The following is a 25,292-nucleotide window of genomic DNA, read 5'->3' on the forward strand; positions in this document are numbered from 1 at the left end:
CTTCCAGGCACTCTTGCACCGGCTGAGCGGGCAGGAGGACATCGCGGTAGGCACGCCGATCGCGGGCCGCACGCAGAAGGAGCTCGAAGGGCTGATCGGGTTTTTCGTGAACACGTTGGTGCTGCGCGCCGATGTGGGCAATAATCCGCGGTTTGTCGACCTGCTGGCCGAGGTAAAAGAGACGACCCTCGACGCGTATGCCCACCAGGACATCCCCTTCGAGAAGCTGGTGGAGGAGCTCGCGCCGACGCGTGATCTTTCACGGCAGCCGCTCTTCCAGGTGATGTTTGTCCTGCAAAACACGCCGACGAGCGCGCTCGCCGCAGGCGACTTCGAGGTGGCGCCGGTCGAGCTGGAAGGCGCGGAGGCGGCCCAATTCGACCTCACGCTGAATCTGACGGAGCGAGGGGACACGCTCGAAGGGGCGCTGGTGTACGCGAAGGACCTCTTCGACGAGGATACCATTGCGCGGATGGGCGAGCGGCTCCAGCTCCTGCTGCAAGGCGCGGTGCGCTCCCCCGAGGCGCGCGTGGCGGACCTGCCGCTCGTGACGGAGCCCGAGACGCGTCAGTTCGCGCAATGGAACGACACCGGCGCGCGCTATCCGGACGACGCATGCATTCACGAGCTCTTCGAGGCGCAGGTCGATCGTACGCCTGATGCCCTGGCCCTCTTGTTCGAGGGCCAGCACGTCACCTATGCCGAGCTGGATCGCAGGGCAAACCGGTTTGCCCACGTGCTGCGCGCGCGAGGCGTCGGCGCCGAGAAGCGCGTGGCGGTGTGCTTGGAGCGCACGGTCGACCTGATCGTGGCGCTGCTCGGCATCCTCAAATCCGGCGCGGCCTACGTCCCGCTCGATCCGGCCTATCCGCGCGAGCGCCTCGAATACATGCTCGCGGACAGCGGCGCGCGCCTCCTCCTCACGTCACGTGCGCTCGTCGGGGCTTTCCCGGGAGCAGGCGCGCGCGCGTTGTGCCTGGATGACATCGTCACGGAGGACGATTCCGACGGAGGTGAGCGATTGCAGGCCGGCGCGCGCGGGGAGAACCTGGCCTACCTCATCTACACGTCCGGCTCGACGGGGCGACCGAAGGGCGTATCGATGACCCACCGGAGCGCCACGCAGTTCCTGCGCTGGGCGAACGAGGTGTTCTCGCCCGCGGAGATGCGCGGCGTGCTGGCGGCGACGTCGGTGTGCTTCGACCTGTCGATTTTCGAGATGTTCGGCCCGCTCACGATGGGCGGCGTGGTGGTGCTGGCTCCCGACGCGCTCGCATTGCCGACGCTGCCCGACCGCGACCACGTGACGCTGGTGAATACCGTCCCGTCGGCGATGGCGGAGCTCGTACGGATGCAAGGGGTGCCGGGCTCCGTGAGGACCGTGAACCTGGCGGGCGAGCCGCTGCCGCTGTCGCTCGCAGAGCGGGTTCACGAGCTCCCGTCCGTGGAGAGGCTCTACAACCTGTACGGGCCGACCGAGGATACGACGTATTCGACCTTCACGCTCGTGCAGCGAGGGGCGCGCACGGCGCCGACGATCGGCCGGCCCATCCGAGGGACGAGGGCGTACGTGCTCGATCCGCAGATGCGAATCGTGCCCGTGGGCGTGCGCGGGGAGCTTTACCTCGCGGGGGAAGGCCTCGCGCGGGGGTATCTCGATCGTCCAGGCCTCTCGGCCGAGCGATTCTTGCCCGATCCGTTCGGGCCCGAGGCCGGCGCGAGGATGTATCGCACCGGGGACATCGCGCGGTGGCTGCCCGACGGGACGCTGGAGTATTTCGGCCGAGCGGATCACCAGATCAAGCTGCGCGGCTTCCGCATCGAGCTCGGCGAGATCGAGGTGGCGATGAGGTCCCATCCGGGGGTCCGGGACGCGGTGGTCGTCGCGCGCCACGATCGGCTGGTGGCGTATCTCGTGGCCGATTCGGAGCCACCTCCCGCGCCGTCGTCGCTGCGCGAAAGCCTCCGGCGGCTGCTCCCGGAGTACATGATCCCCGCCGCTTTCGTGGCGCTCCCGGCGTTGCCGCTCTCGCCGAATGGCAAAGTGGACCGTGGGGCGTTGCCGGAGCCTTCCCACGCGCCCGTGGCGGGGAGCGAAGGTGATCCTGGGCCGAGGAGCCCGGTGGAGCAGACGCTGGCCGATGCATTCGCGGAGGTGCTGCGGCAGCCGCGGGTGGGAGTGTACGACGATTTCTTCGCGCTAGGAGGCCATTCGCTGCTGGCGACGCAGCTCGTGTCGCGGGTGCGTGCGGCGCTGGGCGTGGAAGTGCCGCTGCGCGCGCTGTTCGAGGCGCCGACGGTATCGGGCCTCGCGGAGCGTATCGAGGTGGAGCAGCGGAAGGGGGGCATGGTGCTGCCGCGGGTGACGCGGCAGGATCGAGAGGGCGAGCTGCCTCTTTCGTTCGCGCAGCAACGGCTGTGGTTTCTGGATCAACTGGCGCCGGGCAGCACGGCGTACCACATGCCGTTCGCGCTGCGGCTTTCGGGCGAGCTCGACGTGGAGGCGCTACGCAAGGCATTCGAGGCGCTGTTGCATAGGCACGAGGCGCTGCGGACGACGCTGGAAGCGGTCGAGGGTCGAGCGACGCAGAAGATTCATGCGCCGCGCGCCTTCGAGCTGGGCCTGGACGATCTGTCGACAGCTGAGGATCCCGAGTCGGCCGCGTACCGCGCCGGCGCCGAGGAGGTCCTGCGTCCGTTCGATCTCGCGGCCGGTCCCCTCATCCGGGTGCGCCTCTTCCGGCTCCGAGACAGGCATCACGTGCTGGTGATGGTGATGCACCACATCGTCTCGGACGGTTGGTCGATGGGCGTGCTGATGCGGGAGCTCGTGGCGCATTACGAGGCCGCGCGCGCCGGGCGTGCGGCAGTGCTGCCCGAGCTTCGTGTGCAGTACGCCGACTATGCGTTGTGGCAGCGGAGCTGGCTATCGGGCGACGTGCTAGAGCGGCAGCTCGGGTACTGGCGTGAGCAGCTCGCGGGCGTGGCGCCGCTGGAGCTGCCCACGGATCGACCGCGCCCTGCCGTGCCGAGCCATCGTGGAGCGAGCGTGAAGGTCTCGCTGGGCGCTGAGCTCACCGAGGGGCTGCGCGCGCTCGCGCGGCGGCAGGGCGTGACGCTGTTCATGGTGCTGCTGGCCGGGTTTCAGGCGCTCTTGCACCGGCTGAGCGGGCAGGAGGACATTGCGGTAGGCACGCCGATCGCGGGCCGCACGCAGAAGGAGCTCGAAGGGCTGATCGGGTTTTTCGTGAACACGCTGGTGCTGCGTGCCGATATGGGCAAAAACCCGCGGTTCGTCGACTTGCTCGCCGAGGTGAAAGAGACGACGCTGGACGCGTATGCCCACCAGGACATCCCCTTCGAGAAGCTGGTGGAGGAGCTCGCGCCGGCGCGTGATCTTTCACGGCAGCCGCTCTTCCAGGTGATGTTTGTCCTGCAAAACACGCCGACGAGCACGCTCGCCGCAGGCGACTTCGAGGTGGCACCGGTCGAGCTGGAAGGCGCGGAGGCGGCCCAATTCGACCTCACGCTAAACCTGACGGAGCGAGGGGACACGCTCGAAGGGGCGCTGGTGTACGCGAAGGACCTCTTCGACGAGGATACCATTGCGCGGATGGCCGAGCGGCTCCAGCTCCTGCTGCAAAGCGCGGTGCGCTCCCCGGAGGCGCGCGTGGCGGACCTGCCGCTCGTGACGGAGTCCGAAACGCGCCAGTTCGCGCAATGGAACGACACCGGCGCGCGCTACCCGGACGACGCATGCATTCACGAGCTCTTCGAGGCGCAGGTCGATCGTACGCCTGACGTGCTGGCCCTCCTGTTCGAGGGCCAGCACGTCACCTATGCCGAGCTGGATCGCAGGGCAAACCGGTTTGCCCACGTGCTGCGCGCGCGAGGCGTGGGGCCGGAGGCGCGCGTTGCGCTTTGCCTCCCGCGGTCCGTCGACCAGATCGCGGCGCTCCTCGGGATCCTGAAGGCCGGCGGGGCCTACGTCCCGCTCGATCCGGCCTATCCGCGCGAGCGCCTCGAATACATGCTGCGCGACAGCGGCGCGCGCTTGCTCATCGCCCGCGGAGAGCCCGGCGAACGCCTCGCGGCGCCGGGCTGCGCCCTGCTCGACCTCTCGCAGCTCGACGCGGCGAGCGACGCGCGAATCCAGGGCGGCGCGCGGCCGGACAACCTCGCCTACATCATTTACACCTCGGGATCGACGGGCAAACCCAAGGGGGTCTTGCTGGCTCACCGCGGGGCGTGCAACCTGGCGGAGACGCAGCGCCGCCTCTTCGGGTTGGGCGAAGGCGCGCGGGTGCTGCAATTCTCGCGGACGAGCTTCGACGCGTCCGTCTTCGAGTTGCTCTTGGCGTTGCCCGTGGGCGGTTGCCTGGTGCTGGCGCGCGCCGAGGCGCTCCAGCCAGGCGGCGGCCTCGCGTCGCTGATCGAGGAGCGTGCGATCGACGCGGCGCTTTTGCCCCCGTCCGCGCTCGCGGTGATGCCGGAGGTCGCCGCCGCGCGGCCGCGCTTGCTCTGGGTGGGCGGCGAGGCTTGTCCCCCGGAGGTCGCGCGGCGCTGGTCGCAGGGCCGCCGGCTGATCAATGCGTACGGCCCGACGGAGATCACCGTGTGCGCGACGATGTTCGCCCACGAGCCCAGCGAGGGCAGCTTGCCCATCGGGCGGCCGCTGCCGAACATGCACGTCTACGTGCTGGATCCGAGCCTGCGGCCCGCCCCGCTCGGCGTCCCGGGCGAGCTCTACATCGGCGGCGTCGGCCTCGCGCGCGGCTACGAGGGGCGTCATGGGTTGACCGCGGAGCGGTTCTTGCCGGATCCCTTCGCGCCCGGGCTCGGCGCTCGCATGTATCGCACGGGCGACCGCGCGCGGTGGCTGCCGGGCGGTGACCTCGAGTTCCTCGGCCGCGTCGACGAGCAGGTGAAGCTCCGTGGGTTCCGGATCGAGCTAGGCGAGATCGAAGCCGCGCTCGCCGCGCACCCGGGCGTGCGGGGCGCGGCGGTGAACCTGCGCGGCGACCGGCTCGTGGGGTATGTCGTGGCCGATCCGGAGCGCGCGCCGTCGCCGTCCGAGCTGCGCGACCACCTCGCGCGCCTGCTCCCCGATTACATGATCCCCGCGGCCTTCGTCACGCTGGACGCCCTGCCACTCTCGCCGAGCGGCAAGGTCGACCGACGCGCCCTGCCGGAGCCCGCCCCTGCGCTTCGTGCCGAGGCGCCGCGGCGCTCCCTCGATCGCCTCGAATTCGAGCTCGCGGCCCTCTGGGAGGAGCTGCTCGGCGTGCGCGGCGTGGGCCCCCGGGACGACTTCTTCGCCCTCGGAGGCCACTCGCTGCTCGCCGCGCGGCTCGTCGCCCGCGTCGAGAGCCAGATCGGCCGCAAATTGCCGCTCGCACGGCTGCTACGCGGCGCGACAATCGAAGAAGTGGCCGCCGTGCTCCGCGAGGACGGCGAAAGGCCGCGCTCGCCTCTCGTCACATTGCAGCCCCGTGGCGAGCGCCCCCCCCTTTATTGCGTCCACGCCATCGGCGGCTCCGCGCTCTCGTACCTGGATCTCGCGCGGGCCCTCGGGGACGAGCAACCTCTCCATGCCTTGCACGCCCGCGGGCTCGATGAGGGGGAGCCCGTCGACGACGTGGTGACGATGGCCCAGCATTATGTGGATGCTTTGCTGGAGACGCATCCCGGGGGAGCCATTCGGCTGCTCGGCTGGTCCTTCGGCGGCCTCGTGGCCTTCGAGATGGCCAGGGAGCTTTCGGCGCGCGGGGTCCCGGTCGAAGAGGTCATCCTCGTCGACACCCATTTGCCCTCGCGGATGCAGGATCCGGGCGACGTCTCGCTGGCCCTCCTCTTCGCGCGCGAGCATGGCATGACCCTGTCGAGCGAGGAGGAGTGCCGCCTGCTCGTGGCCTCTCCGGCCGAACGCGACGCCCGGCTCGCGGCGCTGGCCGTCGAGCAGGGGATCTTCCCCGCAAGCATGGCGGAGACCATCCTTCGTCGCACGCTCGGCGTCTACGAGGCGCACCTGCGGGCGCTGCGCACGTACGTGCCCCGCAATGCCGCCGTGCGGACGTCGCTCCTTCGCGCGACGGGCGCTCTGGCCGTCGAGGAGGACGTGTCCTCCTTCAAGGATCCCACCGGCGGCTGGAGCGAGCTCGTCCCGACGATTACGACGTGGGACCTGCCCTGCGATCATTTCAGCGTCCTGCGCCCGCCTCTCGTCGACCACGTCGCGAAAATCGTGCAAGGTGCACCACGGTCTTCTTGAAGGGAGGATTGACTCATGACGTATAAAGCTTACTGCCTGATGCCGCTGCTCCTCGGAGCCGTCCTGCTCGGATGCTCGGATCCGGATTCGACGCCTCCTCTTGCGGTGGGCCCGCTCGGCGACCGCGCGGATCTCCCCGTGGATGCCCGGATCCGGATCGACGGCCTTTCGGCCCCCGTGGATATCGTGCGCGACGACCAGGGCCGCCCGCACATCTATGCGTCGACCCTCGCGGACGCCATGCGCGCCGAGGGGTACATGGTCGCGCTCGATCGCACGGTCCAGCTCGATCTGTTCAGGCGTCACGCGCTCGGCACGACGGCCAAGTATTTCGCGACCATCAATCCGGCCGCCATCAACCAGGACATCGGCCTGCGGACCGTGGGCGTGAACCGTATCGCCGCCGCGCAATACGCGTCCATCCAGGATCCCCAGGCGAAGGCCCTCCTGGAGGCGTACGCCGACGGCATCACCCAGGCGTTCCGCCGCTTGCGTAGCGGAGAGATCCCCTTGCCGGCAGGCATCACCAATTACCCGCTCGAGGCGCTCGTGGATTGGACGGCCATCGATTCGCTCGCGGTCGCGCGCCTCCGCATCTATCAGCTCTCCAACCAGGGGACCGCCGAGACGTTCTACACCAACCTGTTCGCCGATCTCGGCAAGACGTTCCCCACGGACAGCCCCGATCCTTCCATCACGAAGCGCGCGGGCATGATCCAGGACCTCTGGCTTTTGGCGCCGCGCGAGCGCGTGTACACGTCCTCCTCTACACCGCAGAGCCCGAGCCCGAAGCCTGGGCCGCCCAAGCCACCCGCCAATGCGCGGGAGCGCTTGCCTGCGTCGAGTGACGCCTTCTTCCGCATTCTTACGGAGTTCAACGAGCGGCTCTCGCCCGACGGATTCGGATCGAATACCTGGGCCATCTCTCCCTCGCGCAGCGCCACGGGCCATGTCCTGCTCGCCAGCGATCCCCACCTCGGGCTCGGCGCGCCTTCGACCTTCTGGCCCGTCGCGTTGCACGTCGGCGCGACGGGCGAGGGGCTGCACGTCTCCGGTGTCGCGTTCCCCGGCGTTCCTGGGATCACGCTCGGCCACAACGAGCACATTGGCTGGGGCTCCGCCGTCGCCGGGTACGACGTCACCGACGTATACACCGAAGAGCTCACGCCCGATGGCAAGGCCGTGATGTGGAAGGGAGCGCCCGTGCCCCTCGAGTTCGTCGAGGAGATCATCGAGGTGCAGGGCAGCGAGCCGATTGTGTACAAGCTCCCGATCGTCCCGCACCACGGCCCGATCGCGCCGACCATCGAAAATGGAAAAATCCTCCCCATCGATCCTGCGGCTGGCGCCGTCTCGGTGCGCTGGACGGGGCACGCGGCGACCCACGACCTCGAGGCGCTCTTCACCCTCATGCTTGCCAAATCGGTCGACGAGGCGCGCACGTCGCTCGAGCGATTCGAGGTCGGCGCGCAGAGCTGGGTCGTCGGCGATACCACGGGCAACATTCTCTGGACCTCGCACGCGCGTGTCCCCAAGCGTGCCCCGGGCGCTCTCTCGTGGGATCCCACGACGGGCACGGGCAACCTGCCTTGCCTCGCGCTCCCCGGCGACGGGACCGCGGAGTGGGAGGACGACATCCCCGGAGACATGATGCCGTGGGGCAAGAACCCCGAGAATGGGTACATCATCGCCGCAAACAACGATTCCTGGGGCGGCACCGACGACGGCGACCCCACGAACGACAAGTTCTCGGACGGCACCCCGGCCTACCTCGGCTGCGAATTCGACATCGGCTTCCGGGCGTCACGCATCAAGACGCTCCTGGAAGGCGCCAAGGCGCCCGTCACGCCCGAGGATATGGCGACCTATCAGGGCGACGCGCGGTCGAACCTCGGCGCCCGCCTCGCGCCTTTCCTGGTCGAGGCCATCACGCGCGGCGAGGCGGAGCGCGCCACGCCCGGCACACACCCGGATCTGACGGCCGTGGTGGCGGATCCGGCCTTCGCGCCGGACCGCGTCGCCGCAATCAAGGCCGTGCTTCAGCAATGGGGGACGGAGGCAGATTACCTGGCCGCCGCGGGGATCGATCAGGACACGGGCGAAATGCTCTCCGACGCGGAGGGGGCGCCAAAGGTCGTCGAGGCGCGAGCCGCTCGGGCCACGCTGATCTTCAACGTCTGGCTCATTCGTCTCCTCCGGCGCACGTTCGGCGACGAGTACGTCCGCGCCGGTCGCGAAGAGGGCATTCCGCGGGCGATGCAGCTCGATGGCATCCTCCACCTGGTCGAGGACGACCATGCTTCCTTCGCGACGCTCGACCCCGCGACGAGCGACAGCGCCCTGTGGGACGACATCGACACCCCGGCGGTCGAATCCCGCCACGAGCGCGCGCTCCGGTCGCTGCTCGACGCCATCGCGTGGCTGGACAAGAACGCGACAGAGAGCAAGGCTGTTTGGGGCGCGCACCACAAGGTCACGTTCGCTCCGCTCACGCCGATGTGGATCGAGATGCACATTCCTTCCGCCCTCGATCCCGTCTTCAAGACGGGTTTCCCGCGCCACGGGGACCTGCTCGCCGTGGACGCGAGCGATTTCACCACGTCTTGGGCTCTCGACGACTCGCCCAATTTCACCTACGCGGTCGGCGCCGCGCAGCGCTTCGTCATGGATCTCGACCCGACCGGCCCGCGGTCTTGGAATGCCATCCCTGGCGGGAATGTCTGGGACCCCGCGAGCCCCCACTTCCGCGACGGCGCGGATCTCTGGCGCCGGAACCAGACGCGCGCCGTGCCCTTCCGCGTGGAGGACGTCGTGGCCGCCAAGGAGTCGAGGCACGTGCTTTCGACGCAGTGACGGGACCTCCCGGCCGAGCCGTTACTCCAGCTTGGGCAGGACGAGCGTCTCCCCCACGGGTGGCATCGTGATCCTCGAGAGCCGCTGGTCCTGAAAACTCAAGAATCGCAGCTTCGGATCATCCAGCGAGCGGTCGAACGTGAACCGCACGCGCACCGGGACTCCCTCCCGCGCCTCCACCACCTCTGCCTCGAACGCACCGGTGCGCACGCGCGCACCGGCGGGCACGACGGCGCGTCGCGACCGGAACACCCGCTCCTGAAAGCTCTCGAGCCACGGCCCGCGGGTCGACATTTCGAGGACGGACGGGCCCACGCGCGCGACGTCGTGCTCGTGCGGCGACAGGGAGAGGGTCCACCAGCGGTGGACGCGGGCGCCGCTGAGCATGGTCCGCGTCACGCCCCCCCAAGGGCCGATGATGGGATCGGGCGCGCGCAGGACGACGACGTCAGCGGCGGGATCGTCCTCGACCGGCGCCGATCGCAAGGCGTCGTCGCGAGATCGTCCGAAATTCGCGAATTTCGTCGTGACGTAGGGGATGAGCGCCGCCGGCACGAGGAGGTGCATGACCCCGAGCACGACGGCGACCGCCCCCCAGGCGACGCGCCGCTTCCGTGGTTCCCCGAGCGCCTCGCGCGCCACCCGGTAGCCGTAGCGAAGCACCACGGCAATGCAGGGCGCGATGCCGATGGATGGGATCAGCAGCACGCGTCCCGAGAGGACGCTGGCCAGCGAAGGGAGGATGGCGACGATCGCCCCGATGCCGAGCGCCCCGAGGAGGGCGCGCTCCTCGCGGGACACGCTCGGGAAGGCCTTCCGGCCGAGCGCGACGAAGACGGCCACCGCCGCGAAGCCGATGGCGATCAGGAGGTACGCGGCGCCGGACGCGCCCGTCGGGATCCCCGCCAGCAAATCCGAGAGCAGCAGCGGCAAGCTGTGCACGTGCCGCAGCGCATACCGGAGTGGATCGTCGACCGGATCGGCGTAGTTGCCCGATCCACGAATGCCTCGCTGGTACAGAACATAAAGGACGAAATAAGCCGCCGTGATGGCCACGGGGGCCGCGGCGCGTCGGAGCCGCGCGCGCAGCGGCGCGTCGCGCGAGAGCTCGACCGCGACCATCAAAGGCAGCATCTGAAGCGCGCCCTCGCCGGCGACGAACGATCCTGCAAAAAGAAGCAAGCTCGCGGCCCGCGCGCGGCGGGGGGCGGCCTCGGAGGGCCGCAGCGCGAGCGCGAGCGCGAGCGTCCCGAGCGTGGCGGAGATGAGCAGGTGGCGGCCGCAGACCCAGCTCACGGCCTCCCAGTGGCCCTCGTCGAGCGCGAAGAGCGCGAAGGAAAGGAGCGCGATCGATGGCTCGAAGGCGCGTCGATAGAGCGTCCAGACCGCGGCGAGCAGCGCCGCGAACCAGAGGAGCGAGTGCACGTGTGCGCCGAGGGGTTCGAGCCCGAAGAGCGTATGGTCGAGCAAGAAGGACGCGCTCGCGATCGGGCGAAAGAGCGCGAATCGGAAATCGGGCTGCGTCCACCATGGCAGCGCGCCGTCGTGGATCAACCGGCGCACGTCCTCGGCCTGCCCGCTCGACAGGCGATACAGATCCAGGGGGCGCGCGTTCGAGATGTCGTATCCCTCGAGCGCCGCCATTCCCACCCAGTCATCCTCGAAGAAACCGCCGCGCAGCGCAGGCGAATACAAGGCGAGCGCGAGCAAGGCGACGGCGAGAGGCAAGAACCGCCATCGCCAGCGTGGCCCGCGCGCGCCCTCGGACGCGGGCGGCCGTCTCGACGCGTTCATGGCTGGTCCATCGGGGGCAGGACAGGTGCGCCGGCGGCGGCCTTGGGCGTCGATCCGGCGCGGAGCGTCGCGTCGGCTGCGAGGCGGCCGTCCTCGAGCTTCACCACGCGGTCAGCCAGATCGAAGTAACGATCGTCGTGCGTGATGGCGACCACGGTTTTCCCTTGGCTGCGCAGCTCCGGCAAGAGCTCTCGATAAAATACGTCCTTGAATTGAGGATCCTGGTCCGCGGCCCACTCGTCGAACAGGTAAATGGGCCTGTCCTCCAGGTATGTCGCCAGCAAGGCCAGCCGCTTGCGCTGCCCCTGCGACAGCGCGGTGGTCGAGAGGGCGCCGCCCACCACGGCCACCTTCTTGTCGAGAAGCAGCCGCGCGAGATAATGCTTGACGCGCGTCTCCCGCTGCGCGGGCGAGAGCCCGAGCAAGACGTCGAACACGTGGAAATCGGAGAAAATCGCCGAGAAGAGCTCGCGGTAGTCTTCCCGGTCGGCGTCCGAGACGGGCCGACCGTCGAGCTGGATTTCGCCTCCCTCCGGGGTGTACAGGCCCGTGATCAGCTTGGCCAGAGTCGTCTTCCCGCTGCCGTTGCCTCCCACCACGAACACGAGCTCGCCGCGCCGCAGCGTCAGGTCGATGGGGCCGAGGGTAAAACCCCCCTCTTCATTCTCTCGGTGATACGTGTGCGTGACCTTCGACAGCTCGATGACCTCGAAGGCGCGCGGCGCCTCCGGGGGTTCGGCACGCGGCGCAAGATTTCGCTCCGTGCTGAGCGACAAGCCGAGCTTCTCGATCTTCTGCACGGCGACCTCTCCCTGCCCGATGACGGGGATCATGTCCATGATCGCCCCGAGCGGCTGCTGGATGTACAGCGTCGCCAGGGCATAGCCGGTGAGCGTCGCGCGATCGAGCGGGACCCAGCGCTGGTAGACGAACACGAGCACGCCGAGAAAAACGAAGAAAAACAAGAGCCCCCAGGCGCTCGATCCCGTGAAGAAGTTTTGGCTCTTCACACCGAGCCGCTGCATTTTTTCGATCGTCGGCACGAGGTGCTCGTCGAGGAACGCCCCGCGGCGTCGGCGGTGCAGCTTGAGCTCCTTGATGCCGCTCACGAGCGATTGAAATTGCTTGAACACCGTGTCCTGCACGTTGCGCCCTTGTTCGAGGAGGCGCATCGCGTGGATCGTCGGGATCCAGTACGTCACGAGCCCGACGACGATGCAGGCGAGCATGACGCCGAGCGCGCCCAGGGACAGCCAGGCGAGGTACGACAGCGACGCCAGGATCACGATCACGTTCGTGAAGAAGAACGGCAGGATCGAGAGCCCCGTGCCCGCCGTCACCACGCCCTCCATCAGCGCGCCGAGAACGAGGTGCGGGCCTTGCTCCTCGAGCGATCGTAATGGCGCGGCGAGGATACGCGACGCGAGGTGATGGCGCATCTCGAGCAGCGCCCTGTGGCGGACCCAGGTCAAGAGAACCTGCGAAGCCACCCGCGTGACGAGCGCCAGGGCCGCGACGGCGACGAACTTCACGCCGAGGTCCCCGAGGCGCCCCTCGTCACTGGCCAGCGCCTCGTTGAGCAGCGCCACCAGCGCCGCGAATGCGGCGCCCGAGAGGAGGCCACAAAGGACCGAGAGAACCACGAGCCCGAAGGACTGCCGGAGGAGTAGCTTGACGAGCCTCATGACGATTGCATTCTTTCCCGTGGAAATCGAGCAGCGCGGCCCGATCCCCCGGCCACGTGGTCCGCGCGCCGCGCGGGCATGGGGAGAACCTTGCGTGCCCCGCGGGGCCCGTGGTAGGTTGCGCGCATGGCGACGAGCGTGCTGGATGACGACAATTCGAACTTTATCGTGGTCGTGAACCACGAGGAGCAGTACTCGATATGGCCCGTCGAGCGTGAGATCCCTGCCGGGTGGCGCGCCGTGGGCAAGACGGGCAAGAAGAGCGAGTGCCTCGAATACATCGAGCAAGTCTGGACGGACATGCGCCCGCTCAGCTTGAGGAAGCAGATGGAGGCCGCCGCCGACAAATCGAGCTGACGCCGCCTGGGCGAGCCATGCTCACGATCCCGAGGCGTCGCGGTCGATGAAGTGCGTGACCTGCTCGGGCCAGCCACGTGGGTCCATTCCCTTTTGGCTCAGAAAACCGTAGACCCAGCGCTCGATGCCGAAGCCCATGCACGCCGTCTCCGCGGCCGTGCCGTCGTGGTGCCGGATGTCGTAGACCGACGCATAGAACTCCCGGTGCAGGTTGAACGAGGACGCAGCCACGTCCATGTCGCGGTGGGGAATCCGCAGCATCAGCTCGTATTTGACCTCCCCGAGCCGCTGGTAGACGATCTTGTTCGTGTTCTCGCTGAGGAAGAAGGGATCGTTGGCGAGCTCCAGTCGGGCCGTCAGATCCAGCGCCTCGCAGAGATCCATCGCCGCGTCCATGACCTCCTGGCGGAGCGCCTTCAGCCGGTCGAAGGCGCCCATGAACACGATATCGCGGACCTGGAAGTCCCACAGGCGAGCGAGCGCGTCGTAGGGGGTGGTCTCATGGCGGAAGACATGATTCTGCATGGTGACGCGCAGGACCTCGCCCTCCGGGATCCGCGCGCCGCGATGCTGACCATAACAAGGAAGGCAGACGGCGGGCTTGAGCGCGTGCGTGACGGTCTGGACGCGCGCGCGTAGCTCCTCGACGAGCCGCCCCTCGTTTTCGTTCGCGGAGCGCGCCACGGACTCGATGATCGGTAGATCCTCGGGCAGGTGCGTGCAGAACGTGACGTGCTGCGGGAAATGGCCGAAGTAGCCGACCTCCTCGAGAATCCGCATGGGCAAAAGGACCGGATAGTGGCTCTCCTTCGCGTGAAAGCGGCGCGAGAGGCGGAGGAAGGTGCGTTCGAAGAATCGAAAGAGCGCGAGCACATCCCCGCGGAGGGCCACGAGTCCCGGGTCCAGCGCATGGACGTCAGGGGACGCCATGAGCGCGTCGTCGCCGTCGAGGCCGATCACGCGGGACGCGGTGCATTCACGAAGGATCTTCGTCCGGTACGCGCGCGGCTTGTTCATGCGCTCCTCGATGCAGCTGCGTCGGCAGAGCCGAGCTTCGCGATCATGATCTCCAGCATCTGGGTGCTCCCCTCGATGATCTCCATGATACGCGCGTCCCGGAGGTACCGCTGGATGGGGTATTCGCTGCCGCAGCCGTTCGCGCCGTGGATCTGGAGGGCCTGGTTCGCCACCTCGTTCAGGACGGTGGACGCCTGGTACTTGGCGATCATCGCCTCGTACGACGCGGTATGCAGGCGCTCCGCGCGGGCGTGGCCGGCTCGCCAGCAGAGCATGCGCGCGCTCTGGACGCCGACGATCATCCGCGTGAGCAGCCGCTGGATGAGCTGAAAGTCCTTGAGCGGCGCGCCGAACTGCTTTCGCTGGTCGGTGTACGCGAGGCTCGCGTCGAGGCAAGCCTGGGCCTGGCCGACGCAGGACCACGCGAGGTTGTACCGCCCATTGTCGAGGCCCGCGCTCATCACGTGGGAGATGCCGAAGCCCTGCGTGCCGATCCGATGCGCCTTCGGGACGCGGCATCGATCGAGCACGAGCCTCGCCAGCATGTAGCCCCGGCAGCCGAGAATGCCTTGAATGGGCGTCCTGGAGAACCCCTCGGCGTTGGCCGGCACGAGGAACGCCGTGGGCGCGTCGCCCACGCGCGCGAAGAGGACGAACACGTCCGCGATGGCTCCGCAGGTGATCCATTGCTTGGTGCCGGTGAGCAGGTAATCGTCGCCGTCCACCTCCGCCGTGGTCTCGACGAGGGCGTCGCTCCCGACGTTCGGCTCGGTCAGCGCGAAGGCGGCAAGCAGCTCGCCTCGGGTGAACCGAGGGAGCCACGCTTGCTTTTGCGCCGCCGTGCCCCAGCGCGCGAGCGCGGACGTCGCCATGTGGTGGACGTTCACGAGCCCCTGGATCGAGGCGCTCTCGTATCCGAGCGCCTCGTGCATCAAGCCGCGCACGATGGGATCGGCGTGGCGCCCGCCGAACTCCTCGGGCAGGCCGCTCGCAAGATATCCCTCGCGCGCGAGCGCCTCGACCACCGACCTCGGGATCCGCTCCTCGCGATCGACGAGCTCCGCGTGCGGCGCGACCTCCTCCTTGGCGAAGCGCTGGAACGTACGGCGCGCGAGCTCTTGCGCCTCGGAGAGCGCGATCTTCACGCGCCCTCCGCGTTTGCCCGGGGCCCGTCGCCCGACGATTTGCGCTCCACGAGCGCGGCGATCGCGTCGATGCTGCGGAAGTTGTCCATCTCGAGGTCGTCGGGCCCGATCTCGACCTCGAAGCGCTTCTCGATGAACTCGACGAGCTGCATGGCGAACATGGAGTTCACGAGCCCCATCGTGAAGATATCGTCGCTGTCCTTCACGTCCACGCCCCGGACGTGCCGCGAGAGGAACGCCTTCACATCAACCTTGATCGTGCTTTGCGACATGTACTTGTGCTCCTTATGAATAAGCGTTTGCGTGGCCAGGATCCCGGCCTCAGACATCGTATTGGTAGAAGCCGCGGCCGCTCTTGCGGCCGAGCAGCCCTTGATCGACCATCTGCTGGAAGAGGGGGCAGGGGCGGTATTTGTCGTCCTTGAACTCTCGGTGCAGCACCTCGATGGAGTAAAGGACGGTATCGACCCCGATCAGATCCGCGGTCGCCAGCGGGCCCATCCGGTGGTTGAAGCAGGTCTGGAAGAGGCGATCGATGTCCTCAGCCGAGGCGACGCCCTCGTGGAGCAGGAACACCGCCTCGTTGACGGTCAGCATCATGACGCGGTTCGTGACGAAGCCGGGCGAGTCCTTGACGACGATGCATTGCCTCCGCATCTGCGTGGTGAGCTGCTTGGCGGCGCCGAGGGTGTCCTCGGCCGTGGCCTCGCCGCGGATGACCTCGATCATCGGCATGAGCGGGACGGGGTTCATGAAATGCATGCCGACGATGCGCCCCGGCTTCGAATAAAGGGCGGCGAAGCGCGCCATCGGGATGGCCGAGGTGTTGACGGCGACCGGCACGGGGGGCATGTCGAGCTGGTCGAGACGAGCGTGCAGCTCCTGCTTGATTTCCCATTTCTCGGTCACGTTCTCGACGATGAAATCCGCCGCGCGGAGGGGCGCGAGCTCCGTCGTGGTCTCGATCCGGCCGAGCGTCTCCGCGTCGTTCGCGTCCGGGCCTGTCGGCGCCCCCGAGGAGCGCGCCTGCAGGAGGCGGTACATGCGCAGGTTCTTCCGGATGTTCTGGCGGGCCTTCCGTAGCTGCTCCTCGCTCACGTCGTTGAGGATCACCCGGTGCCCGCTCTCGGCGAGGGCATGGGCGACACCCGTGCCCATGACGCCAGCACCCAGGACACCAATCGTCTTCATTTGCATCGAGCCTCCTCCGGGAAACGTGCCAACCACGCCGCGAACTCTGCTCGCCTCCGCGGGCCGCTGCGTGGCAGCTCGCCTTGTGGGAGGGGAATCGAAGTGGAGCCCCCAGCGCTTCGGCGCTGTTTTGTATATGAGACTACGGTTCGAGTCCAGAGGAAAATGAGGCGGTCTTCGGTGGAACCTCACGGTCGCATGCGGCGAGGGCGCGAGGAGAGAACCGGGGGTGCGGGGGTTGGAATGACAATCGCGTCGAGGTACCTCTGCACCTCTTGTGATGCGCAGTGAATGAACCTTTCGCGACGATCAGAAGCAGGATGGGGGCGGCTTTGTAGGCTTTGACGCTCGAATCGTATCCCGTCCCCTCGAGCCCAGCGACGACCGACGCGCTGGCGGTCGCTTAGAAGATGCGAGCGTCGAGCTTCTGGCCGGACGACGACGACCGCTCCTTGGAGACCGTCGCGAACAAGCTTCGCCATGCCGAACAATCTCTATCGTACCCGTCGTTTTTTGGGTCACCCGACTTCGTGGGCGGTGGGCTCGGAGCGCTCCTCTTTCAAGCACACGAGACTGGTGCCTCTCCGATCCACGCCCACGTCGTTGATCTGTTCCGTTGCGCGGTAGACCAGCCGCCGGTTCATCCCCTGCAGCACGTAGAGCTCGCGCACGCCGCCGTCCTCGGTCGCCCCCACGTGGTCGCCTACATGGTGCACGGAGCCCGACGAGCGCCGTCGCGGACACTTGCTCGAGCCCCCAGTGCCCGCCGGTGCCGTCCGTGGTCACGAGAGCCGGGCGAGAGTTCGTCTGGACGAACCGAGAGGGTTGAAAAAAACGACCGGCAGGTTCGACGGCCGAGCATTCGCCCCTTGAGTTTGACCGCGGAGGGGTGTACGAGGCAAACAGGCCTGGAGGCAGACCCGAGAGGAGTACGATCATGGCGACGTCCCGCCGGAAACCGTTCATCTTCTGGACCCGTGGTCAAACCCGCGGTTTTTCCTTCGGCCTGCGGCGAACCTCGGTGCTTCGTCGGGGAGGACCGCATGCGACCGCTTGACGTCCCGATCGGGGTCTCGGACTTCAGGGCGCTGCGCGAGGGGGGCCGGTACTACGTCGACAAGACGGAGTTGATCTGTGACGTCCTCCGGGCGCCGCCGCAGGTGCTTTTGTTTCCTCGGCCGAGGCGGTTCGGCAAGTCGCTCAACCTGTCGATGCTCAAGTACTTCCTCGAACGGAGCCCGGAGGACCGGCGGCCGTTGTTCGAGGGGCTCGCGGTCATGCGGGATTCGGACGCCCTCGCGCATTTCCAGCAGTACCCGGTCATCTACACGCGCCTCGGCACCGTGTGGGCCCGTGATCGCGAGGAGGCGCGGCAGACGCTCCGCGAGGAGGCCCGGCGGATCTACGAGGCGCATTCCTATCTCCTGACCGAGGACGCGCTCACGCCGCACGAGCGCGCGCGTTTCCTGGAGATTTTCGAGCGTCGCGCGGACGAGGCCCTTCTGTGCTCGGCGCTGGAGGATTTGTCACGGTACCTGCACCGGTATCATCGCAAGCGTGTGGTCATCCTCGTGGACGAATACGACGCGCCGCTGCACCTGTCCCAGATGCACAGATCGTTCGTCGATACGGTGGAGCTGATTCGAAAGTTCCTTCATTCGGGGATCAAGGACAATCCCCACCTGTTCAAAGGCGTCCTGACGGGCATCCTTCGGGTCTCCAACGAAAGCATCTTCTCGGGCCTCAACAACGTCGTGACGTATTCGATCCTCTGTTCGGAATGCGCGACGTCGTTCGGGTTTACCGAGGAGGAGACGACGAAGATCCTTCGCGACGCCGGAACGTATGATCAGATCGAACAGGTGCGCCAGTGGTATCAGGGGTATCTGTTTGGCGGGCAGTCGATCTTCAATCCATGGTCCGTGCTGAATTTCGTGCGCCAGAAGGACGTGCGGTTCCTCGACTACTGGGCGAGGGAGAGCCCGAACGACATCTCCGAAGAGCTGATCGTCCGGTGGTTCTCCGAATGTTACGAGGACTTCGAGAAGCTGCTGCGCGAAGAAGCCATCGAGAAACCCATCCAGGACCATATCGCGCTGCGGGACGCGACGAACCACCAAGAAACGGTGTGGAGTATCCTGGCGATGGCCGGCTACCTGCGGGCCGAGGTGATCGCGCAGCGCGAGGAAGACCAAGATGGCGAGCCCCTCTGCAAGCTCTCGTTCCCAAACCGAGAGGTCAAGGGGAGGTTCACGCGCATCTTCAAGCGGTGGATGGATGCGGGCATCAGTGGTAACCGGGGGCTTGATCAGCTCGCGCTCTCCCTCTTCGAGGGGAACGCGGAGCGGCTCGCCATTGTCTTGGAGGGCTTCCTGATCAGGTTTTCGAACCACGATCGCGCCCTCAAAGACATCGAAGCGCACTATCACATCTTCCTGATGACATTGCTCCTCCCGCTGGAAGAGCGGAGTTTCGAGGTGAGATCGAACCGCGAATCGGGGCACGGGCGATACGACGTGATGCTGACCCCGAAGAGGCCGGGTTTGCCTGGTGTGGTGATGGAGTTCAAGGTCCTGCCGGCGCGAGGCTCCAAGCTCCCCAGCAAGGAGAAGGTCGAAGCTACGCTGGAGACCGCGCTCTTGCAGATCGAGACGCTCGCGTATGCACAGGAGCTCTACGAGCGAGGCGCGAAGCCGATCCACGAGATCGCGGTCGTGTTCTCGGGCAAGCGCGCCTGGGTACGTTCGCGTCGTGCACCACCCAGGCGTTTGCCTTCACGGTAGCAGCACATCTCCGGCTTTAAAGCCGATTGCACCTCGCTCCCGCCACGAGTAATCCCACCTCATGGCATCTTCTCTCGAACAGATCCCCGTCCACACCATCGATGGCCGTCCCTCCTCGCTTGGCGTGTACACCGGCAAGGTTCGCCTCGTCGTCAACGTCGCCTCGCGGTGCGGGCTCACGCCGCAGTACGAGGCGCTCGAAGCGCTTTATCGTAAGTACAAGGACCAGGGCCTCGAGGTCCTCGCCTTTCCCGCGAACGAGTTTGGCGCGCAGGAGCCTGGAACGAACGCCGAAATCCAGTCGTTCTGCTCCACCTCGTACGGCGTCACCTTCCCGCTCTTCTCCAAGATCGTCGTCAAGGGCGAGGGCCAGCACCCGCTCTACCGCGAGCTCACCTCGGCCAAGCCCGAGGCGCGCGCGCTCCCGGGCAGCGATTTCAGGGCGAGGCTCATCGGCTACGGCATCGACCCGGGCGCGCCGCACGAGATCCTCTGGAACTTCGAGAAATTCCTCATCGATCGCAACGGCCAGGTCGTCGACCGCTTCTCGCCCGACGTCCCGCCCGACGCCGAGCTCATCGTGTCTGCGATCGAGCGAGCGCTCGCGTAGGCGTGAAAGCAAAACCCTTCTCATCGTAGGAGACGGTTTGTCATGACTCACCCCGCACTCACTCCGGGCGCTGTCGCCGTCGTCACGGGCGGCGCCTCTGGCATTGGGCTCGCTGCGGCGAAAAAGTTCGCGTCGCTCGGCCTTCGTGTCTGCATCGTCGACCTCGGCGCCGATCGCCTCGCACGGGCGCGTGAGGCGGTCGTGGCGGTGGCGAAGGGCGGCGACGCCGACGTGATGACCTCCGAGACCGACGTCAGCCGCGTGGAGGCGCTCGTCGCGCTCGAAGACGCCGTCACCGCGCGGTTTGGCGGGACGAACGTTCTCATGAACAACGCCGGCATCGGGCCTCGAAGCACCGTGCTCGGACCTTGGGAGAGCTTTTCGCGGACGCTCGAGGTGAACCTCTATGGCGTCATTCACGGCACGCAGGTGTTCGTGCCCCGGATGCTCGAGCGAGGGCTTGCGGGCCTCGTGATCAACACCGGCTCCAAGCAAGGCATCACCACGCCGCCGGGCAACCCGGCGTACAACGTCTCCAAGGCCGGCGTGAAGGTTTTCACCGAGGCGCTCGAACACGAGCTTCGCAACACGCCAGGCTGTCAGATCCGGGCGCACTTGCTCATCCCAGGCTTCGTCTTCACCGAGCTTACCGCGTCCGGTCGGACCGAGAAGCCCGCGGGGGCGTGGACGCCGGAGCAGACGATCGACTTCATGATGGAGCGTCTTGGCCAGAATGAGTTCTACATTCTGTGCCCGGACAACGAGGTGCCGCGCGAGCTCGACGAGCGCCGTATCCTCTGGGCGGCCGGCGATATCGTCGAGAACCGCCCGCCGCTCTCGCGGTGGCACCCCGACTTCGCCGAGGCATTCAAGACGTTCGCCTCGGCGAAGAAATAGCACGGTGTCGTCGAGCGCGATCGCTCGTCGAACCTTGACGGCAACTTCACCTACACCGTAACCTTACGGATGCAACGCATCGGTGTTCGGGTTTCGGGGGGCTGACATGTTGAAGGACACGCCGTCGGGGAGCTCGTCCCATTTCGCCTCGGGAGCGTGGTCTGCTCTCGATGCGCTCACGGATCCGGTGGCGCTCGTCGACGCGCGTGGGGGAATTCGTTACGCCAACCTCGCCTGGTATCGGCTCGCCGACGACGCCGAGCCGGGGCCGCGGAGCCGCGAGCTCGCCACATCCACGCCCCCGGATGCGATGCTCGACATTCACGAGACGAACCGAGAGGCCATGCGCGCTGGCATCGCCGAGGTGATCGCGGGCAGACGCGCGCGCTTCGACCTGGAGCTCGGCACGTGCGTTGCGGCGGACGAGGCCGAGCGGTGGTTTTCGCTCGTCGTCACGCCGTGCCCGGTCGACCCGGAAGGCGGGGCGCTCGTCCATCTTCGCGACGTGACCGCGCAGAAAAAGACGGAGAGCGCGCTCCGCGCGAGCGAGGAAGGTTTGCTCTGGGCCCAGGAGATCGGAAGAATGGGCAACTGGGACTGGGACATTCCCACGGGGGGCTTGACCTGGTCCGACCAGATCTTCCGCATCTTTGGCTACGAGCCGCAGAAGTTCGACGTCAGCTATCAGGCGTTCGTGAACACGATTCACCCCGACGATCGCGACATGGTCGTGGTGGCCGTGAACAAGGCCGTGAACGAGCGCGCCCCTTACAGCATCGAGCACCGCATCGTGTTGCCGACGGGCGAGGTCCGCGTCGTCCACGAGCAGGGCAAAGTCTTCTACAGCGATTCGGGCGCGCCGCTGCGAATGCTCGGCACCGTGCAAGATGTCACGGAGCGCAAACAGTCCGCCGATATCATTCGCTTCCAGGCCGTGCAGCTCGAGCAAGAGCTCGCGGCGCGCGAGGAGGCCGAGCGGGCGCGTACGGCCTTGCAGGACGAGGTGATCCGCGTGCAGCGCGCGCTCCTCGAAGAGCTGTCCACGCCCCTCATCCCCATCCGCGAGGACATCATGGTGCTGCCGCTCATCGGCGCCATCGACGCTCGCCGCGCCGATCAGATGCTGGAGACGGTGCTGCATGCGGCCGTGGCGAAGCAGACGCGCGTCGTGATCATCGACATCACCGGCGTCAGGCAGGTGGATACCCACGTCGCCAATACGCTCATGCGCACGGCGCAGGCGCTCGGGCTCGTCGGCGCGCAGGTCGTGCTGACGGGGATCCGGTCGGACGTCGCTCGGACCTTGGTCGAGCTCGATGTGCCGCTCACATCGCTGGTCGTTCGTGGCACGCTGGCGAGCGGTATCGCCTACGCCACGGGTCAGGCCGGAAAACGGCGCTGACGCCGGCCGGATCGGCTCACATCTGCCGGCGTCGTCCCTTCGCCTCACGGCACGCCGGCGCCACGCCGAGCACCTTTTCGAGGGCCGCCTCTGCGATCCGACCGAGCGCCTCGCGCTCCATCCCCGTCTTTGCGAGGAACTCCATCCCCTGATGGACCGCGAGCAAGAGCCGCCCGAGCTCGCGCGCGTCGGTGTCCGGCGCAAGGTCGCCCTCGCCCCGCGCCTGCTCCACAAGCTCGACGAAGAGGTCCTCCAGGGCTGCGAACGTCTCCCGCGCCCGCGTCCGCACCTCGGGGTCGTGTGATGCGAGCTCCGCGGTGCTGTTGACCAGCAAACACCCGCGCGTATCGCCGAGGGTGGTTTCGGGCGGTCGAGCGGCGGCCTGGAAGAGGTTTCGCAGGCGGTCGATCGCCTTCGCCTCGCTGCCGAGCGCGGCGCGCATGACCTCGAGGCGCCAGGCGGCGTAGGCGTCGAGGACGGCGAGGAAGAGCTGGCGCTTGTCGCCGAACGCCGCGTAAAGACTGCCCTTTCCGAGCCCCGTCGCCCGCATCAGGTCGTCGAGCGACGTCGCCGCGTACCCCTTCTCCCAGAACTGGTCCCGCGCGGCCTCGAGCACCTGTTCCACCTCGAACTTACGTGGACGACCCATACTTCTCTCTATGGTACTTGACCGATCGGTCCACAAGTCTCATACTGGACCGAGTGGTCAACAACGCCGACACGAACGACCTCGTCGTCGGCGACCCAACCTACCACGTCGGCGCGCGTGCCCGGCGGACCAAACCGAACAAAGAAACTGGAGAATGATCATGGGCGCACTCGAAGGAAAAGTTGCCGTCGTCACGGGCGGGAGCACGGGCATCGGATTCGCCGCGGCCAAGCGATTCGCCGCGGAAGGCGCGCGCGTTTTCATCACGGGCCGGCGTCAAGCCGAGCTCGACGCGGCGGTCACGGCGATCGGGACGAGCGCCATCGGCGTCCGCGCCGATTCGGCGAACCTCGCGGATCTCGACCGGCTTTATGCCATCGTCGGCGAGCAGGCGGGCCGCATCGACGTGGTTTTCGCGAATGCCGGCGGCGGCGAATTCGCCCCGCTCGGCGCGATCACCGAGGAGCATTACGACAAAACATTCAATACGAACGTGAAGGGCGTGCTCTTCACGGTGCAGAAGGCATTGCCACTTCTCGTCGACGGCGGCTCGGTCATCCTGAATGCCTCGACCACGGCGACGATGGGCACCGAGGCGTTCAGCGTCTACAGCGCGACGAAAGCGGCCGTGCGCAATTTCGCGCGGAGCTGGATCCTCGACCTCAAAGCGCGTCGCATTCGCGTGAACGTGATCAGCCCCGGACCCATCAAGACCCCGGGCCTCGCGGGGATCGCGCCGACGGAAGAGCAGGCGAAGGCGCTCCTCCAGGGGCTCGCGACCGCGATCCCTCTCGGCCGGCTCGGCGATCCGGACGAGGTAGGCAAGGCCGCCGTGTTCCTCGCCTCCGACGCGAGCAGCTTCGTCAACGGCGCCGAGCTCTTCGTCGACGGCGGGTACGCGCAGATCTGAACCGCGTCGAGCCGCGTCGGGACCCTGCGTCGAGCGCTTGACGCCCCTGGATGGGTGAGGTGTCGTGATGCCCTCTCCATCGCAGACGGACAGGAGTGCGAGATGAGCGATCCCTCGGCGAGCACGTATCGCGCGTTTCTCGACAGCCAGGCGCGCGATCTGGCGCTTTCGGTGGCTCGTGATGCGATGACTGCAGACGCGCTCCTCGGCAAGGCGACGACGGCGGAGGTCGCTGCGTGGTCCGAGGCCGTCGTGGACGCGACGATCGGCGCGCTCGTCGGGGAAGACGGGGCCGCCGCGCGCGTCACGGCGGCTGCGCTGGACCTCGGGCGGCGCGGGGCGCCCGTCGACGAGGTGCTCCGCGTGCTTTCGGGGGCCCGGCGTCATTTCCAGCGCGCGCTCCGCGCCGGGCCTGCATCACCGCTCGATGCCGCGGCCTACGCCGACGCGCTCGACAGGCTGCTCGCTACGCACGATGAAGCGGCAAGCGCGCTCGCGCGATGCGCCGTCTCGGCCACCGACGCGGCTCGGTGCGATGGCGAAGCGCGTTTTCGCAGCCTGGTGAACGCCGTCAAGAGCGTCGTGGTGATCATCGGCGAGGACCACACCATTCTCGAATGGAACAGCGAGGCCGAGCGCCTCTACGGTTGGTCGAGGGACGAGATCCTCGGGAAAAACTACCTCGAATGGTTCGTCCCCGCGGAGGCGCGGGCCGCGGTCGCGGTCGACATGCGCAAGGTGCTCGGGGGCGAGGAGACGCGCGGCTTCGAGAACCCGATCACGTCGCGGGACGGGACCGTCCGTGTCCTGCAATGGAACGTCGGGCGCCTGCGCGACGGCGAGGGACGAGCGATCGCGGTCGTGGCCAGCGGCATCGACATCACCGACCACAAACGGGACCGCGAGGCGCTCGACCGGAGCGAGGGGATGCTGCACGCGGTCATGACGAACGCGCCCATCATGCTCTTCGTCAAGGATCTCGAAGGACGTTATACCTTGACGAACCGCGCCTTCGACGAGGGGATGGGCTTCGAGCCCAACTTCGCGATCGGCAAGGTGGACACCAAAGTCCTTCCGCCCGCCGTCCTCGCGAAGCATCGCGCGGATGACCAGAGAGTCTTCGACGCGGGCGGGCCGATCCAGATCGAAACGAACATTCCCACGAAAAATGGCGTGCGCGTCTTTCTCGGCTCCAAGTTCCCGCTGTTCGACACGAACGGCAAGGCGTATGCGATCTGCGGCATCGCGTCCGACATCACCGATCTGCGGCGCGCCGAGGCGGAGCAGGCGACGTTCCAGGTCCGGATCATCGAGGCGCAACGCGAGACCTTGCGCGAGCTGTCGACGCCGCTCTTGCCCATTGCCTCGGGCGTCGTGCTCATGCCGCTCGTCGGCGCCATCGACGAAAGCCGGGCGGCGCTCGTACTCGAGGCGCTGCTCCAGGGCGTGGTCGCGCATCGCGCCGAGGTCGCGATCCTCGACATCACCGGCGTTCGCACGGTGGACACGCCCGTCGCGCTCGGCCTCGTGCAGGCGGCGCAGGCGGCGGGGCTCCTCGGCGCGGACGTGGTCCTGACGGGCGTGCGCCCCGCGGCCGCGCGGACGCTCGTGGAGCTCGGCATCGATATGCGCGGCATCAAGACGGTGAGCACCCTGGAGCAAGGCGTCGCGCACGCCATCGGGCGTTCGGGCCGCAGCGCCCATGCGAAGGCGCCGGCGCGGTAGAGC

17 protein-coding genes are annotated in these 25,292 nt (G+C 67.4%); 9 read left to right on the top strand and 8 right to left on the bottom strand.

Features of this window, described 5'->3' with window-relative positions:
• Positions 1 to 13 precede the first annotated feature (13 nt).
• Positions 14 to 6,271, top strand: a complete 6,258-nt coding sequence (locus KEG38_RS10970; protein ID WP_272419266.1) for a non-ribosomal peptide synthetase — start codon at positions 14 to 16, stop codon at positions 6,269 to 6,271.
• Positions 6,272 to 6,286: 15 nt separating this feature from the next.
• A complete protein-coding gene (locus KEG38_RS10975) occupies positions 6,287 to 9,124 on the top strand; it encodes a penicillin acylase family protein (RefSeq protein ID WP_272419268.1) in 2,838 nt (945 codons plus the stop codon).
• Positions 9,125 to 9,145: 21 nt separating this feature from the next.
• Here KEG38_RS10975 and KEG38_RS10980 read toward each other — a convergent pair whose 3' ends face one another.
• Positions 9,146 to 10,918, bottom strand: coding sequence for a hypothetical protein (locus KEG38_RS10980; protein ID WP_272419270.1), 1,773 nt, complete (start codon positions 10,916 to 10,918; stop codon positions 9,146 to 9,148).
• The gene (locus tag KEG38_RS10985; protein ID WP_272419272.1) at positions 10,915 to 12,603 is read right to left on the bottom strand and encodes a cyclic peptide export ABC transporter; all 1,689 of its coding nucleotides are present in this window, start codon (positions 12,601 to 12,603) and stop codon (positions 10,915 to 10,917) included. The genes KEG38_RS10980 and KEG38_RS10985 overlap by 4 nt, the downstream gene beginning before the upstream one ends.
• A 126-nt stretch (positions 12,604 to 12,729) precedes the next feature.
• Between KEG38_RS10985 and KEG38_RS10990 the strand changes: the two genes are divergently transcribed.
• Positions 12,730 to 12,960, top strand: a complete 231-nt coding sequence (locus KEG38_RS10990; protein WP_272419274.1) for an MbtH family protein — start codon at positions 12,730 to 12,732, stop codon at positions 12,958 to 12,960.
• Positions 12,961 to 12,981: 21 nt separating this feature from the next.
• Here KEG38_RS10990 and KEG38_RS10995 read toward each other — a convergent pair whose 3' ends face one another.
• From KEG38_RS10995 to KEG38_RS11015, 5 genes are all read right to left on the bottom strand, one after another.
• Positions 12,982 to 13,977 (bottom strand): class-II aminoacyl-tRNA synthetase family protein, encoded by a 996-nt coding sequence (locus KEG38_RS10995; protein ID WP_272419276.1) that lies wholly within the window; start codon positions 13,975 to 13,977, stop codon positions 12,982 to 12,984.
• A complete protein-coding gene (locus KEG38_RS55465; protein ID WP_272419278.1) occupies positions 13,974 to 15,122 on the bottom strand; it encodes an acyl-CoA dehydrogenase family protein in 1,149 nt (382 codons plus the stop codon). Before KEG38_RS55465 ends, KEG38_RS10995 begins: the two co-directional genes overlap by 4 nt.
• Positions 15,119 to 15,394, bottom strand: a complete 276-nt coding sequence (locus KEG38_RS11005) for an acyl carrier protein (RefSeq protein WP_272419280.1) — start codon at positions 15,392 to 15,394, stop codon at positions 15,119 to 15,121. The genes KEG38_RS55465 and KEG38_RS11005 overlap by 4 nt, the downstream gene beginning before the upstream one ends.
• Before the next feature lie 49 nt (positions 15,395 to 15,443).
• Positions 15,444 to 16,319 (bottom strand): 3-hydroxyacyl-CoA dehydrogenase family protein, encoded by an 876-nt coding sequence (locus KEG38_RS11010; RefSeq protein ID WP_272419282.1) that lies wholly within the window; start codon positions 16,317 to 16,319, stop codon positions 15,444 to 15,446.
• 512 nt (positions 16,320 to 16,831) lie between these two features.
• Positions 16,832 to 16,984 carry a hypothetical protein gene (locus KEG38_RS11015; RefSeq protein ID WP_272419283.1) on the bottom strand — a complete coding sequence of 51 codons (153 nt, stop codon included), beginning with the start codon at positions 16,982 to 16,984 and terminating at the stop codon, positions 16,832 to 16,834.
• A gap of 372 nt (positions 16,985 to 17,356) precedes the next feature.
• Here KEG38_RS11015 and KEG38_RS11020 point away from each other — a divergent pair, with 372 nt between their 5' ends.
• From KEG38_RS11020 to KEG38_RS11035, 4 genes are all read left to right on the top strand, one after another.
• Positions 17,357 to 19,096, top strand: a complete 1,740-nt coding sequence (locus tag KEG38_RS11020; RefSeq protein ID WP_272419284.1) for an AAA family ATPase — start codon at positions 17,357 to 17,359, stop codon at positions 19,094 to 19,096.
• Between the two features lie 61 nt (positions 19,097 to 19,157).
• Positions 19,158 to 19,706 carry a glutathione peroxidase gene (locus KEG38_RS11025; RefSeq protein WP_272419286.1) on the top strand — a complete coding sequence of 183 codons (549 nt, stop codon included), beginning with the start codon at positions 19,158 to 19,160 and terminating at the stop codon, positions 19,704 to 19,706.
• 42 nt (positions 19,707 to 19,748) lie between these two features.
• Positions 19,749 to 20,603 (top strand): SDR family NAD(P)-dependent oxidoreductase, encoded by an 855-nt coding sequence (locus KEG38_RS11030; RefSeq protein ID WP_272419288.1) that lies wholly within the window; start codon positions 19,749 to 19,751, stop codon positions 20,601 to 20,603.
• Between the two features lie 106 nt (positions 20,604 to 20,709).
• Positions 20,710 to 22,005 carry a PAS domain-containing protein gene (locus KEG38_RS11035; protein WP_272419291.1) on the top strand — a complete coding sequence of 432 codons (1,296 nt, stop codon included), beginning with the start codon at positions 20,710 to 20,712 and terminating at the stop codon, positions 22,003 to 22,005.
• Between the two features lie 16 nt (positions 22,006 to 22,021).
• Here the strand turns inward: KEG38_RS11035 and KEG38_RS11040 are convergent, their stop codons facing one another.
• On the bottom strand, positions 22,022 to 22,654 hold the full coding sequence (locus KEG38_RS11040) for a TetR/AcrR family transcriptional regulator (RefSeq protein ID WP_272419292.1): 633 nt from the start codon (positions 22,652 to 22,654) through the stop codon (positions 22,022 to 22,024).
• A gap of 154 nt (positions 22,655 to 22,808) precedes the next feature.
• Between KEG38_RS11040 and KEG38_RS11045 the strand changes: the two genes are divergently transcribed.
• Positions 22,809 to 23,564 carry an SDR family oxidoreductase gene (locus KEG38_RS11045; RefSeq protein ID WP_272419294.1) on the top strand — a complete coding sequence of 252 codons (756 nt, stop codon included), beginning with the start codon at positions 22,809 to 22,811 and terminating at the stop codon, positions 23,562 to 23,564.
• Between the two features lie 102 nt (positions 23,565 to 23,666).
• Positions 23,667 to 25,289, top strand: coding sequence for a PAS domain S-box protein (locus KEG38_RS11050; protein ID WP_272419295.1), 1,623 nt, complete (start codon positions 23,667 to 23,669; stop codon positions 25,287 to 25,289).
• Positions 25,290 to 25,292 lie beyond the last annotated feature (3 nt).

This window comes from Polyangium jinanense (assembly GCF_028435265.1).
GTDB lineage: Bacteria > Myxococcota_A > Polyangia > Polyangiales > Polyangiaceae > Polyangium > Polyangium jinanense.